Below are 13,468 nucleotides of genomic sequence, written 5' to 3'. Positions count from 1 at the left end.
CGGAGCGCCGGGACCCGGAGGAGGAGATCGGTGGACCAGCCCGTCGACGTGGAGCCCGAGCAGCTCGCGAAGGAGATCTCGGAGGGCGCCGACCGCGACGGCCGCCGGGTGGCCGTGGTCGAGTCGCTGACCGGTGGGCTCGTCTCGAGCGACCTCGCCGCGTCCCCGGGGTCCAGCGAGTGGTTCCGCGGCGGCGTGGTCGCCTACGACCGCGCGACGAAGCACGGTGTGCTCGGCGTGCCGGACGGGCCCGTCGTCGCGGAGCCCGCGGTGCGCGCCATGGCCGACCAGGCGGCGCGGATGTTCGACGCCGACCTCGTCGTCGCCGTCAGCGGTGCCGGCGGCCCGGACCCGCAGGACGACCAGCCCCCGGGGACGGTGTGGTTCGCGGTGTCCGACCACGGCTCGACCGAGACGTGGCAGCGCCGGTTCCCCGGCGAACCGCCGGACGTGCTCAAGGCGACGCGCATCGAGGCCCTGCACGCCATGCGCGAGCGCGTGGCGAAGGACGGCTGACGTCAGCTCCCCAGCGGGAGCCCCAGCAGCGCGTTCTCGATGAGCTCGGGGAGCGCCGGGTGGATCCAGTACTGGCCGGTGGCGACCTCCTGGGCCTTCTGCCCGAAGACCATGGCCTGCACCAGCACCTGGATCAGCGACGACGCCTGCGGGCCGAGGAAGTGGGCGCCGAGCAGCGTGCCGTCGGGCGCGGCCAGGACCTTCGCGAACCCGGTGGAGTCCTCCATCGCCCAGCCGAACGCGACGTCGCCGTAGGCCTGGACCTTGACGACGTAGGGCGTGGCCGAGTCGCGGAGGTCCTGCTCGCGGGCACCGACCGAGGCGACCTGCGGGTGGGTGAACACCGCCGAGGGCACGAACCGGTGGCTGGTGGCGCGCAGCGCGTCGGGGTGGAGCAGGTTGTGCTGCACGACGCGCGCCTCGTGGTTGGCGACGTGCTTGAGCTGGTAGGGCGAGCTGACGTCACCGAGCGCCCAGACGCCCTCGACGGGGGTGCGCTGGTACTCGTCGACCGCGATGCGGCCGTCGCCGGTGAGCTCCAGGCCGGTCTTCTCGACGTCCATCCGGTCGCCGTTGGGGCGTCGGCCGGTGGCGACGAGCAGGGCGTCGCCCTCGATCGTCCCGCCGTCGGCGAGGCTCAGCACGATCGTGCCGTCGGCGCGCTGCTCGGCGGCGGTCGGCTCCGCGTCCAGGTGCACCGTGAAGCGCTCCTGCGCGATCGCGGTGAACCGCGCCGAGACGAGCTCGTCCTGCTCGCGCAGCAGCGCCGGGCCGCGGGTGACGACGGTGACCTCGACGCCGAGGGCGTCGAAGACGTGCGCGAACTCCGCGGCGATGTAGCCGCCGCCGACGACGATCATCCGGCGGGGCAGGTCCTCGAGGCGCATCACGTCGTCGGAGGTGTGGTACGGCACGCCCGCGTCCGCGATCACGGCCGGGACCGTGGGGCGTGACCCGGCGGCGATGACGACGCGGTCGGCGGTCACCGTGGTCGCGGGGGAGCCGTCGGTGGGGGCGACGGAGACCTCGCGCTCGCCGGTGAAGGTGGCGTGACCCTGGTAGAGGGTGACGTTCGAGCACTCGGTGTCGCGGTAGCGGCGCCCGCCGGCCGAGATCGGGTCGATGCGCCCGAACACCCGGTCGCGGATGTCGTTCCAGCGGACCTTGTCGACGGTCGCGTCGACCCCGTAGCGGCCGGCCTCGCGGACCGCCTCGGCGACGTCGGAGGCGTAGACGTACATCTTCGTCGGGATGCAGCCGACGTTGAGGCAGGTGCCCCCGAAGACGCCGTGCTCGACGAGCGCGACGTCCCAGCCGTCGAACCGCTGATCCAGGATCGAGTTGCCCGATCCCGAGCCGATGATGACGAGGTCGTGGTGCGGCACGTCCTCCACGCTACTGAGGTCGGTGCAGCCGGGCTCGCCCACGGAACCGACCACCCACGGTCGTCACAAGGACGACACACCGTCACCGTCGCCGAGCGGTCAGCGGGCGCGCCGGACGGCGTCGGTCGTCGACCGCTCGTCGTGCGGCGCTCACTCCTCGGTGTCGTTTACCGATGCAAATCGACCGTTCGTCGTCGCTCAGCGGGGCGAACTCCGCCGCTCCGCCTTGTCGCTGCCCCGTCCGCTCTGGTCAGGTGCTGCTCCGTCAGGCGCTGGCAGTTGGTCCCGACGGCCCCGTCAGGGGGAGTCCGGGAACAGCGGAACGTGAGGGGAGGGGTACATGCGAGGACGTGGGACGGCGGATCGGGTGCGGCACGGGGCCTCGGACCCCGGGCGGCGGGCCGGCGGCGGGCGGCACCGGGCGGAGCCGGCACCCCGGGCGGTGACGGGGGCGCGCGTGGCCCGTCGCACGGTGCTGCTGGCGACGACGGGCGTGGCGGTCCTCGCGGTGGTCGCCGTCGGGATGGTCGGGCTCGGCGGGCGGAGCTCCGCGACGGTGAGCACGGGTGTCGCGGGCGTGGTCGTGTCCGGGCACGCCGGGTCGCGGACGGTGAGCGACCCGGGGTCCGACGACGGGTCGGGCGGGGAAGGGTCGGGGGGTTCCGGCGGTGACGGCGGCTCCGGCGCCGACGGTGACGGCGGCGTCGAGCAGGGCCGCGTCGTGGGTGGCCAGAAGGCGACCACCGCGACCGCGCCGTGGGTCGTCTACCTCACCGACGCCTCGGGCTTCCAGTTCTGCGGGGGCACCCTGGTGACGCCGACCAAGGTCGTCACCGCGGCGCACTGCACCGCCTCCGCGCCCGACCGGAAGACCTTCGTCGTCGTCGGGCGGGACGACAAGCAGTCCCAGGCCGGCACCTCGGTGCCGGTCGCGAAGACCTGGGTGAGCCCGACGTTCACCTCGGTCGGCAACGGTCTCGACGTCTCGGTGCTCACGCTCGCCACGCCGGTCCGGCAGAAGACGCTGCCGCTCGCCACGGCGGCCGACACCGCGCTGTACGCCCCGGCGACCGCGGCGACGATCTACGGGTGGGGCTCCACCGCGGAGAACGGGACACCCTCGCGCTACCTGCTCTCGGCGACCGTGCCGGTCCGCGACGACTCCTACTGCAAGGCCGGCGCCTCGAACTTCGACCCGGGCCTGCTGACCTGCGCCGGGTACGACGACGGCGGCGTCGACACCTGCCAGGGCGACTCCGGCGGCCCGCTCGTGGTGGGCGGCAAGCTGATCGGCATCACCAGCTTCGGCGACGGCTGCGCGCGGGCCGGCAAGCCGGGCTACTACACCCGGGTCGGGCCCAACGCCGCGATCATCGAGAAGCAGTTGACCTGAGGGGCGCCAGGGGGCGGCCCCGCCGGTGGGCAGACCGGAGCGGGGATCGAGGGCGGATCGGCGGGCAGGCCGGTCCGCCCTCGGCCGTGTCGGTCCCGCCGTGTCGGTCCCGCGTCCGTCAGTCCCGCGGCGGCGGCGCGGGGTGGCGGGGCAGGTGGTCGTAGGCGGTGCACAGCGCCAGGTAGGCGTCCTCGTACTCCCGGGTCGCCAGGTGGGCGCACGCGGTGAGCACGGCCGCCGACGTCGCCTCGGTGGGCGAGGCCGCGGACCCGTTCGGCGAGGCCGGCGGGCGGTGGTGGGCCAGCGTGGCGCGCAGCATCCGCTCGAGACGGCCGTCGAGGACCCCCGTCGGCAGGTCGCGCAGGTTGCCCAGCGCCTGCAGGCCGGCGACGACCGCGGTCGGGAGCTCGAGGGGCGCCGGCTGCGGAGCCCGGTCGGTGCCTCCCGGACGACGCCGCACGGCGCGGCGGCCCGCGGCGGCCGGTGCGGGTGCGGGGTGGGCGGGGGCAGGACGGGGCTGCGGCACGGCGGAACCTTCCGGAGCCCACGGGGCCACCGGGCCGGCGGGCACGCCACCGGCGCTCGCGGGACGGCGGTCTCGCGGGCCGTGGGGGTGCAGCGCGGGGTCCCGACGGGGGCCGTGGGCGCACGAGGAGACGGCGACGGCACGACGGCTGCTCGGAGTGAACCGTCCCGGTGAGACCCAGATCACGGATCCCGGAACAGGCTGTCACAGCCCCCCGTGTCGCACAACCGTCCTCGGCTGCGCTGCGTGGATACACAGCCCGTTCCCAGCGCGCAGCAGTTAAGGTGAGCCTCACCTAAGACAGGAGGCATCCATGGCGTCCCCCACGACGGCACCGGCCCGCCGGAACCGGCCCGCCCACCGGCTCACCGTCCTGCGCTCCGAGCGGCTGACCCCCCATCTGGTCCGCGTCGTGCTCGGCGGACCGGGCGTGGTCGGGATCGCCGACAACGGCTGCACCGACCGCTACGTCAAGCTCGCCTTCCCGCGGCCCGGTGTGACCTACCCCGAGCCCCTCGACGTCGGGATCGTGCGCGAGACGATGCCGCGCTCGGACTGGCCGATCATGCGGACCTACACCGTGCGCTCCCTCGACCATGCCGCCGGCGAGATGGCCATCGACTTCGTCGTGCACGGCGACACCGGGGTGGCCGGTCGGTGGGCGCTCGCCGCCGCGCCGGGGGACGAGCTCGTCCTCCAGGGCCCCGGCGGTGCCTACGCCCCCGCGGCGGACGCCGACGCCCACGTGCTGATCGGCGACGAGGCCGCCCTCCCCGCGATCGCCGCCGCGTGCGAGCGGGTCGCGCCGGGTGTCCCCGTCCAGGTGTTCGTCCAGGTCGACGGCCCGCACGACGAGCTGGCGCTGGCGAGCCCCGGCGCGCTCTCGGTGCGCTGGGTGCACCGCGACGCCGGCGAGGACCTGGCGGACGTGGTGCGGGACGCGCCGTGGCCCGCCGGCCGTGTCCAGGCCTTCGTGCACGGCGAGACCGGGGTGGTGAAGGCGCTGCGCGGGCTGGTGCGCGACGAGCGCGGCGTCGGGCGCGAGCTGCTCTCGATCTCGGGCTACTGGCGCCGGGGCATGGACGAGGAGGCCTTCCAGGCCGACAAGCGGGCGGGCAACGGCGTCGCCGCCTGACCGTGGTGGGGACGCACATCTCAGCGACGGATGAGATGTCGGGCGGCGCCCCGGGTTAGGGTCGCGCCCCGTGGCGTTCCCCTTCTCGGCCGTCGTCGGCCACCCGGACCTGCGGCTGGCGCTGCTGCTCGCGGCCGTCGACCCCGGGATCGGCGGCGTGCTGGTGCGCGGGGAGAAGGGGACGGCGAAGTCGACGATCGTCCGGGCGCTCGCGGATCTCCTCCCCGAGGTCACGGTCCGCGCCGGCGACCGGTTCGGGGTCGACGTCGACGCCGGCGAGGAGAGCCCCGACGGTCCCTTCGCCGCGGGAACCCCCGTCGAGCGGCGGCCGGCGCGGCTGGTCGAGCTGCCCGTCGGCGCCTCCGAGGACCGGCTGATCGGCTCGCTGGACCTCCAGGAGGTCCTCGCGCATGGCCGCGGCTCGGTGCAGCCCGGCCTGCTCGCGGCCGCCCACCGCGGCGTGCTCTACGTCGACGAGGTCAACCTCCTCCACGACCACCTCGTCGACCTGCTCCTCGACGCCGCCGCCTCCGGGCGCTCGCACGTGGAGCGCGACGGGATCTCGTTCTCGCACCCGGCGCGGTTCCTGCTCGTCGGGACGATGAACCCCGAGGAGGGCGAGCTGCGCCCGCAGCTGCTCGACCGGTTCGGCCTCACCGTCGCGGTGACCGCCTCGCGGGAGGTCGCCGAGCGCACCGAGGTGGTGCGCCGCCGGCTCGCCCACGACGCCGACCCCGCCGGGTTCGCCGCCCGCTTCGCCGGGGCCGAGGACGCGCTGCGGGCCCGGCTCGGCGAGGCGCGTGACCGGCTGCCCCGGGTCGCGCTCTCCGACCGCGAACTGGTGCGGATCTCCGCGGTGTGCGCCGCGGTCGAGGTCGACGGGATGCGCGCCGACGTCGTGCTCGCCCGCACCGCCGTCGCGCACGCCGCGTGGCGCGGGGTGGGCGCGGTCGACGTCGACGACGTCCGCGCGGCCGCCCGCCTCGCCCTGCCGCACCGCCGCCGCCGCGACCCGTTCGACGAGCCGTCGCTGTCCGAGGAGGAGCTCGAGAAGGCCCTGCAGGCCGCCGAGCAGGCGGTGGCCGACCACGACGACGACCAGCCGCCCGACCCGCCGTCGGGCGGTGGCGGTCCGGACGACGGCCCGGAGGGTCCCGACGACGGCCGTGGTCCGGACGGGGCGGACCCCGCCGGCGGTGCCGACGGACCGGGTCCCGACGAGGACGGCGACGGTTCCGAGGCCGGCGCGGGCGGTCGCGGGCAGACCGGGTCCGAGGGACACGGTTCCGCCGGGCCGCCGTCGTCGGGGGCGCGCGACGACGGGGATTCCCTGCCACTGGATGCAGGCAACGACGCTCCGCTGGCACAGGGGCTGGCACAGGGGGCGGCCGGGGACGAGCCCGCGGGCCGCCCGGTCGGCGCGCCCACCCCGACCCGGCTGCGCACCCGGCGCTTCGAGGTCCACGGCCTCGGCGACGGGGCCCCGGGCCGCCGCTCCCGATCGCGCGGGCGCCGCGGCCGCACGGTGCGGGCCGTCGTCGAGACCCCCGACACCGGGCCCGCGCCCCACCTGCCGGCGACGGTGCTGGCCGCGGCCCGGGGCGGCCGGCGGGGACGCGCCGCCCCGGAGGACCTGCGGCACGCGCTGCGCGAGGGGCGCGAGGGCAACCTCGTGCTGTTCTGCGTGGACGCCTCGGGCTCGATGGCCGCGCGGCGGCGGATGAACGCGGTCGCCGGCGCCGTCGTCGCCCTCCTGCGCGATGCCTACCAGCGGCGGGACAAGGTCGGCGTGGTGACCTTCCGCGGCCCGGGCGCGACCGTCGTGCTCCCGCCGACCACGTCGGTCCACACCGCGCACCACCGCCTCGCCGACCTGCGCACCGGCGGCCGCACGCCGCTCGCGGACGGGCTGCGCACCGCGCGCCGGGTGCTGCGCGCGGAGCGGGTGCGCGACCCGCGCCGCCGCGGCCTGCTGATCGTCCTCACCGACGGGCGCGCCACGGTGTCGTCGGGGTCCGGGAGCGCCGGCGCCACGCCGCTCGTCGAGGCCCTCGAGGCCGCGCGGGGACTCGCCCGCGAGGCCGGCCCGGGCCGTCGTCGGGCGGGGTCGGGCGGCGCCGCGATGAGCACCGTCGTCGTCGACTGCGAGTCCGGCCCGGTGCGCCTCGGGCTGGCCGGCCGGGTCGCGGGCGCCGCCGCGGGGGCGGTCGTGACGCTCGACGAGCTGACCGGCGACAGCGTGGCCGCCGTGGCCCAGGCGATGTAGCCAGAGCGAGGAGAGCACCGTGCCCCAGGGCGTCCCCACCAGCGTGCCGGCCGACGGGCTGACCACCCGGCAGCGCCGCCGGCGTCCGCTCGTCGTCGTGCACACCGGACCGAACAAGGGCAAGTCGACCGCCGCGTTCGGGATGGCGCTGCGCCAGTGGACGGCCGGCGCCAGCGTGGCCGTCTTCCAGTTCGTGAAGTCGGCGAAGTGGCGCGTCGGCGAGGAGACCGCACTGAAGGCGCTCGGCGAGCTGCACGCGAGCACCGGCCAGGGCGGGCCCGTCGAGTGGCACAAGATGGGCGAGGGCTGGTCCTGGTCGCGCAAGCCGGGCTCGGAGGACGACCACGCCGACGCCGCCCGGGAGGGCTGGGCGGAGATCCGGCGGCGGCTGGAGTCCGGGGCGCACGACTTCTACGTGCTCGACGAGTTCACCTACCCGTTGAAGTGGGGCTGGATCGACATCGGCGAGGTGGTGTCCGTGCTGCGGGACCGGCCCGGGTTCCAGCACGTGGTCGTCACCGGCCGCGACGCGCCCCCGGAGCTGGTCGAGGTCGCCGACCTGGTCACCGAGATGACCAAGATCAAGCACCCGATGGACGCCGGCCAGAAGGGCCAGAAGGGCATCGAGTGGTAGCGCTGCCCCCCCGGGTGGTGGTCGCGGCGCCGTCGTCGGGGAGCGGGAAGACGACGATCGCGACGGGGCTGCTCGGCGCCTTCGCCGCGCGCGGCACCCGGCCGGCCCCGTTCAAGATCGGCCCGGACTACGTCGACCCCGGCTACCACGCGCTGGCGGCCGGCCGCCCCGGCCGCAACCTCGACCCGGTGCTGGTCGGTGCCGAGCGGTTGCCCGGCCTCGTCGTGCACGGCGCGGCCGGGGCCGACCTCGCCGTCGTCGAGGGCGTGATGGGGCTCTTCGACGGCCGTCTCGTGCGGACGTCCCCGAGCCGGGACACCGCACCGCACGCACAGGGCGCCGGGCCGGACGACGACGGTTCGACCGCCCACGTCGCGCGCGTGCTCGACGCGCCGGTGGTGCTCGTCGTCGACGCCCGCGGCCAGCACCGGTCGATCGCCGCGCTGCTCCACGGGTTCGCGCACTTCGACCCGCGGGTGCGCCCGGCCGGCGTCGTGCTCAACCGCGTCGGCACCGAGCGGCACGCGGACGCGCTGCGGGCGGCGTGCGCCGAGGTCGGGATGCCGGTGCTCGGCGTCGTCCCCCGCCGCGCCGAGCTGGCGGTGCCGAGCCGCCACCTCGGGCTCGTCACCGCCGCCGAGCACGGCGACGCGGCCCGGGCGGCCGTCGACGCCATGACGACGCTCGTGGCCGAGCACGTCGACCTCGACGCCGTCGAGGCCCTCGCCCGCCGCGCCCCCGCGACCCCGACGACGGCGTGGGACCCGGCGCACGAGGTCGGCGAGGGCCGGCCGCCGTGGGCCGAGGTCCGGGGTCCGACGCCGGTGGTCGCCGTCGCGGGCGGCCCCGCGTTCACCTTCGGCTACCCCGAGCACGCCGAGCTCCTCGCCGCCGCCGGGTGCGAGGTCGCCGTCGTCGACCCGCTGCGCGACGAGGCGCTGCCGGCGGGGACCGCCGGGCTCGTGCTGCCCGGCGGATTCCCGGAGGAGCACCTCGAGGGGCTCGCCGCCAACGAGCCGCTGCGCGCCGCGGTCCGCCGGTTCGCCGAGGACGGCGGCCCCGTGCACGCCGAGTGCGGCGGGCTGCTCTACCTGGGGCGCAGCCTCGACGGCGCCGCGATGTGCGGGGTGCTCGACGCCGACGCCGCGATGGGCCCGCGCCTGCACCTGGGGTACCGCGGCGCCACCGCGACCGTCGACTCGCCCGTCGCCGCCGCCGGGGAGGCGGTGACCGGCCACGAGTTCCACCGCACCGTGACCACGCCGCGGGCGGGGACGACGCCGGCCTGGCGCTGGTCGGCGGGCGGCGAGCCGGTCACCGAGGGCTTCGTGGCCGGGAACGTCCACGCCTCCTACCTGCACACCCACCCCGCCGGGCGCCCGGCGGCGATCCGGCGGTTCGCGCGGGCCGCGGCCCGGTGACGCGGAGGGCTCCGTGATCCTCGGCGTCGGGGTCGAGCCCGGGACGCCGGCGGCGCACCTGCTCGACGCCGTCGCGGCACTCGGGGACGTGGAGATCGACGCCGTCGCGACCATCGACCGCCGCCTCGACGAGCCGGCGATCGACGCGGTCGCGGCCGGGCGCCGGCTCTTCGCCTACACGACCGCGGAGCTCGACGCCGTCGACGTCCCGAACCCGTCGGCCGTGGTCCGGCGCCTGACCGGCACCGGCAGCGTCGCCGAGGCGGCGGCGATCCTCGCCGCGCGCGCGACCGGCGGTGACGGCGTGCTCGTCGTCGAGAAGCGGCGCGGCTCCGGCGTCACCGTCGCGCTCGCCCGCTGACCCGGCCCGCCACCCTAGGATCACCGGCCGGCGGACCGGGCGGGCGAGCAGGGGGAGGCACCGGTGAGCGTCAGGGTGTTGGTGGCCGGGGCGAGCATCGCGGGGCCCGCGGCGGCCCACTGGCTGAGCCGGCGGGGGGCCGAGGTGACCGTGGTGGAGCGGGCGCCCGCCCTGCGTCCCGGCGGGCAGGCGGTGGACGCGCGCGGGGTGACCCGGGAGGTCATCCGGCGGATGGGTCTCGACGAGGCGGTGCGCGCGGCGCGGACCGAGACCGCCGGTGCCCACACGGTCGACGCGGACGGCACCGTGCTGGAGACCTTCCGCGCGGACGACCACGAGGGCGACGGGTACATCGCGGAGATCGAGATCCTGCGCGGGGACCTGGCGCAGGTGCTCGTCGACGACACCCGGGACGGCGTCGAGTACGTCTTCGGCGACCGGATCACCGAGCTCACCCAGGACGCCGACGGGGTCGACGTGACGTTCGCGGGCGGCGGACGGCGGCGCTTCGACCTGGTGATCGGGGCGGACGGGCTGCACTCGGGGCTGCGCGGGCTGGTGTTCGGGCCCCACGACCGGTTCGTCCGCCACCTCGGGCTCGTGCTGGCCTTCTACAGCGTGCCCAACGAGTTCGGGCTGGACCGCTGGGTGCTCGAGTACCAGGACCAGGGGTCCGGCCGGTGCGCGATGCTGCGGCCCATCCAGGACGCCACCCGGGCCATGGCCATGTTCTCCTTCCCCGCGGCCGACTTCGACGTCGACCACCGCGACGTCCCGGCCCAGCAGCGCCTGCTGCGTGAGCGGACGGCCGACCTGGGCTGGTGGAGCCCCCGGCTCCTCGCGCACCTGGACGACACCCCGGACTTCTACCTCGACCAGGTCGCCCAGGTGGTGATGGACCGCTGGTCGAGCGGCCGGGTGGGGCTGCTCGGGGACGCGGCGTGCAGCGCGTCGCCGATGTCCGGGCAGGGCACGGGGGTGGCCCTGGTCGGGGCGTACCTGCTGGCCGGGGAGCTGGCCGCCGCCGGGTGGGACCCGGAGGTCGGGTTCGCCGCCTACGAGGAGCGGATGCGCCCGTTCGTCGAGGCCAACCAGGAGATCGGCCGGATGCACGTCGCCAGCCTCGGCGTCCCCGGGCCGGACGGCGGGCCCGGCACCGGGGCGGACGCCGGCGGGGAGCCCGCCCCGGAGCCGGACGTGGAGGCCCTCACCGCGCTCGTCGACCGCGCGATCAACGGGGTCGAGCTGCCCGACTACCCCGGGGTGCCCGACTCCCGGGCGCCCGCCCGGTCGCCGGGCTAGGAGAAGATCGACGTGATCGGGCTCGTCGCGGTCCGCGGGAACGGGGCGGCGCCGGGGACCGCCGCGTCGGTGCGGTCGCGGCGCAGCGTCGTGGTCCCGGTCGCGGCGGGGAGGCCGAGCACCGCGCCGGAGTCGGCGGTGACCGGACGGTGGTGGGCGCTCGGGACCGCGGGCAGGACGGCGGCGACGGTGCCCGCGCCGCTCAGCGTCGCGATCCCGAGGACGGCCGCGCCGAGCCCGATGCGGTGCCCGGCCACCCTGCGCTGCGGACTCTCGGTCATCTCGCCCTCCCGGTGATCTCTGGTGAGGACGATCGTCGGGGCCCGCGGTGGGGCCGGGCTCGGCGGAGCTTGTGCGCCGGCTGTGACCCCGGGCCACCGCGTGCTCAGCGGCCGAGGACCCGGTCGAGCAGCGGAGCCGGGTCGTCCGGGGGAGTGGGCCCGCGCCAGGCGACGTGCTGGTCGGGCCGGACGAGCACCGCGTCCGCGGGCAGCCGGCGGGCCGCCTCGCCGGAGACCGCGGCCACGGCCAGGGGCACGCCCCGGCGGGCGCACTCCCGCGTGAACGCGGTGGTCCCGACGCCGGGTCGGGTCAGCAGGGTGAGGCCCGGGCCCAGGGCGTCGTAGAGGGAGCGCCCGTCGGGCAGCCACGCATGGGGCAGGCGCTCGCCGGCACCGTCGGCGACCACGGGCGAGCACCGGTGGTCGACGTCGAGGACGAGGTCGAGCGCGTGGAACTCCGCGTGCTTGGTCTCCTGGATCCGGTGGTCGGCGGCGCGGCGGGCTTCGCGCCCGACCGGGCCGTCGGCGTCGAGGTCGTCGGAGACGAGGTCGGTCGAGAGGGTGCGCATGTTGGCGGTCGCGGCGCGCACCACGCGGTCCTGCACCGGGCGCCGCTCGGCCTCGTAGCTGTCGAGCAGTCGTGGCCCGCCCCATCCCCGCAGCACCGCGGCGAGCTTCCAGCCGAGGTCGACCGCGTCCCCGATGCCGGTGTTGAGGCCGTGGCCGCCGAAGGGCGGGTTGAGGTGGGCGGCGTCGCCGGCGAGGAACACCCGGCCCACCCGGGCGGTGTCGACGAGCTGCATCCGGGCCGTCCACGGGTCCGTCGACAGCACGGTCGCGTCCACCGGCCCGCCCACGGCGGCGTCGAGGATTCGCGCGGCGTCGCGCTCACCGGCCCCGCGCTCGACCCCGAACGCGATGATCCACCAGGTCCCGTCCCGGTCGAGCGGCCCGAGCAGGGCCGGCGCCTCCGGGTTCACCGTCCAGTACTGCACGGCCGGTCCGTGGCGGACGCGGGCCTCGAGGTCCGGGGCTCGGAACACCATGCCGAGGTTCGGGCGCAGCGCGAGCTCCCCGACGTAACGGGCGCCGAGGCACTCGCGGACGGTGCTGCGCGGTCCGTCGCAGCCGAGCACGTGGTCGGCCCGGACGGTGCTCGGGCCGTGCGGCCCGGCGACGGTCACCGTCACGCCCTCGGGGTCCTGGGCGAGGTCGACCACCCGCGCGCCCAGGGCCGGCGTCACGGTGTCGAGCTCGCCGACGACCTCGCGCAGCAGCTCCTCGAGGACGTACTGCGGCGCCTGCTGACCGACCTCGGGGAACCGGTCGCCCTGCGGGGCGAGGCCGAGCACCCCGGTGAACCGGGAGAGCTCGTGACCGGTCAGCGACGTGCAGAACACGACGTCGGTGGAGAACGCCGGCGACAGCGGCGCCCGCTCGCGCAACCGGTCGGCGATCCCCCAGCGGCGCAGGTGCTCCATGGTCCGCACGTTGACGGTCTTGCACCGGGGCCGGGCGTGCGACACCGCCTCCCGGGGCTCGACGACGAGGCACTCGATCCCCCGCCGCCCGAGCTCCACCGCCGCGGCGAGCCCGACCGGGCCGCCGCCGGCGACGAGCACCTCGACGCGCTCCAAGTCAGTAGACCTCGGGCAGGAGCAGGTCGGCCGGCGGGTTCTCCGGCCGGTACTTGCCGGCCCGCGCCCCCTCGTGGATCTCCTCGGGCGAGACGCCCTGCGCGCGGGCCTCGACGAGCTTCTCCGGGTCGAACCACTCGCCGATCGGGTTGTCGGCGAACTCCCGCGACGCCCAGATCCACTCCTTGGACACCGCCCAGTCGCCGAACGCGTCGAACTGGATCTCGACGCCGTTGCCCTCCGGGTCGGCGTAGTACATCGACATCGTGATGCCGTGGTCGAGGCACATGAACGGCGTGATGCCGTGGTTGCGGAGCCGCTCGTAGTTGTCGAGCCACTGGCCGAAGCCCGCGTACTCGAAGGCGGTGTGGTGCAGGCCGGCGCTGGTGGGCTTGTTGACCGGCCGGTGTACCGCGGGGTGGGCGATGAGCGCGATCCGGTGATTGGCCTCGTCGTTGGTCAGCCAGGCCGCGGTCTCGGCGTAGTGCACCGGGTAGAGCCCGCAGACCAGCCCGTACCAGCGGACCATCTCGTCGAGCTTGAGGGTCAGGAACGTCGCGTGGTGCAGCCTGGGCGGGATGATCGGGGCTTGACGGTTCTCGGTGGGCATC

At 76.3% G+C, this 13,468-nt stretch carries 13 protein-coding genes; 8 read left to right on the top strand and 5 right to left on the bottom strand.

Annotated features, from left to right (window positions below; translation table 11 throughout):
* The first annotated feature begins 30 nt into the window (after nt 1–30).
* On the top strand, nt 31–516 hold the full coding sequence (locus tag HH311_RS09325; RefSeq protein ID WP_169183337.1) for a CinA family protein: 486 nt from the start codon (nt 31–33) through the stop codon (nt 514–516).
* Between the two features lie 2 nt (nt 517–518).
* On the opposite strand, the gene HH311_RS09320 is transcribed toward HH311_RS09325, so the two are convergent.
* On the bottom strand, nt 519–1,901 hold the full coding sequence (locus tag HH311_RS09320; RefSeq protein WP_169183336.1) for a mycothione reductase: 1,383 nt from the start codon (nt 1,899–1,901) through the stop codon (nt 519–521).
* Nucleotides 1,902–2,358: 457 nt separating this feature from the next.
* Between HH311_RS09320 and HH311_RS09315 the strand changes: the two genes are divergently transcribed.
* Nucleotides 2,359–3,294 carry a serine protease gene (locus tag HH311_RS09315; protein WP_312030032.1) on the top strand — a complete coding sequence of 312 codons (936 nt, stop codon included), beginning with the start codon at nt 2,359–2,361 and terminating at the stop codon, nt 3,292–3,294.
* Between the two features lie 118 nt (nt 3,295–3,412).
* Here HH311_RS09315 and HH311_RS09310 read toward each other — a convergent pair whose 3' ends face one another.
* Nucleotides 3,413–3,820, bottom strand: coding sequence for a hypothetical protein (locus HH311_RS09310; RefSeq protein WP_169183334.1), 408 nt, complete (start codon nt 3,818–3,820; stop codon nt 3,413–3,415).
* Nucleotides 3,821–4,133: 313 nt separating this feature from the next.
* On the opposite strand from HH311_RS09310, the gene HH311_RS09305 reads away from it, so the two are divergent.
* The 6 genes from HH311_RS09305 to HH311_RS09280 all read left to right on the top strand — a co-directional run bounded on the left by HH311_RS09305 (nt 4,134) and on the right by HH311_RS09280 (nt 10,939).
* Complete coding sequence (locus tag HH311_RS09305) at nt 4,134–4,955, top strand: siderophore-interacting protein (protein WP_169183333.1); 822 nt, start codon at nt 4,134–4,136, stop codon at nt 4,953–4,955.
* A gap of 70 nt (nt 4,956–5,025) precedes the next feature.
* Nucleotides 5,026–7,221 (top strand): VWA domain-containing protein, encoded by a 2,196-nt coding sequence (locus tag HH311_RS09300; protein ID WP_169183332.1) that lies wholly within the window; start codon nt 5,026–5,028, stop codon nt 7,219–7,221.
* A 19-nt stretch (nt 7,222–7,240) separates the two neighbouring features.
* Entirely contained in the window at nt 7,241–7,855 is a 615-nt protein-coding gene (gene cobO / locus HH311_RS09295) for a cob(I)yrinic acid a,c-diamide adenosyltransferase (protein ID WP_169183331.1), read from the top strand.
* 2 nt (nt 7,856–7,857) lie between these two features.
* On the top strand, nt 7,858–9,276 hold the full coding sequence (locus tag HH311_RS09290) for a cobyrinate a,c-diamide synthase (protein ID WP_211190008.1): 1,419 nt from the start codon (nt 7,858–7,860) through the stop codon (nt 9,274–9,276).
* A 13-nt stretch (nt 9,277–9,289) separates the two neighbouring features.
* Entirely contained in the window at nt 9,290–9,637 is a 348-nt protein-coding gene (locus tag HH311_RS09285) for a cobalamin biosynthesis protein (protein WP_169183329.1), read from the top strand.
* 63 nt (nt 9,638–9,700) lie between these two features.
* Nucleotides 9,701–10,939 (top strand): FAD-dependent monooxygenase, encoded by a 1,239-nt coding sequence (locus HH311_RS09280; protein WP_312030031.1) that lies wholly within the window; start codon nt 9,701–9,703, stop codon nt 10,937–10,939.
* On the opposite strand, the gene HH311_RS09275 is transcribed toward HH311_RS09280, so the two are convergent.
* From HH311_RS09275 to HH311_RS09265, 3 genes are all read right to left on the bottom strand, one after another.
* Entirely contained in the window at nt 10,936–11,220 is a 285-nt protein-coding gene (locus HH311_RS09275) for a hypothetical protein (protein ID WP_169183328.1), read from the bottom strand. The genes HH311_RS09280 and HH311_RS09275 overlap by 4 nt on opposite strands.
* Before the next feature lie 104 nt (nt 11,221–11,324).
* A complete protein-coding gene (locus HH311_RS09270; protein ID WP_169183327.1) occupies nt 11,325–12,857 on the bottom strand; it encodes an FAD-dependent monooxygenase in 1,533 nt (510 codons plus the stop codon).
* Between the two features lies 1 nt (nt 12,858).
* Nucleotides 12,859–13,467, bottom strand: a complete 609-nt coding sequence (locus HH311_RS09265; RefSeq protein WP_169183326.1) for a VOC family protein — start codon at nt 13,465–13,467, stop codon at nt 12,859–12,861.
* Between the last annotated feature and the right edge of the window lies 1 nt (nt 13,468).

Source organism: Actinomycetospora sp. TBRC 11914 (assembly GCF_012933465.1).
In the GTDB taxonomy this organism is placed as follows: domain Bacteria; phylum Actinomycetota; class Actinomycetes; order Mycobacteriales; family Pseudonocardiaceae; genus Actinomycetospora.
The sequence above is the reverse complement of the archived record's forward strand: the minus strand, read 5'-3'. Positions and strand labels throughout refer to the sequence as shown.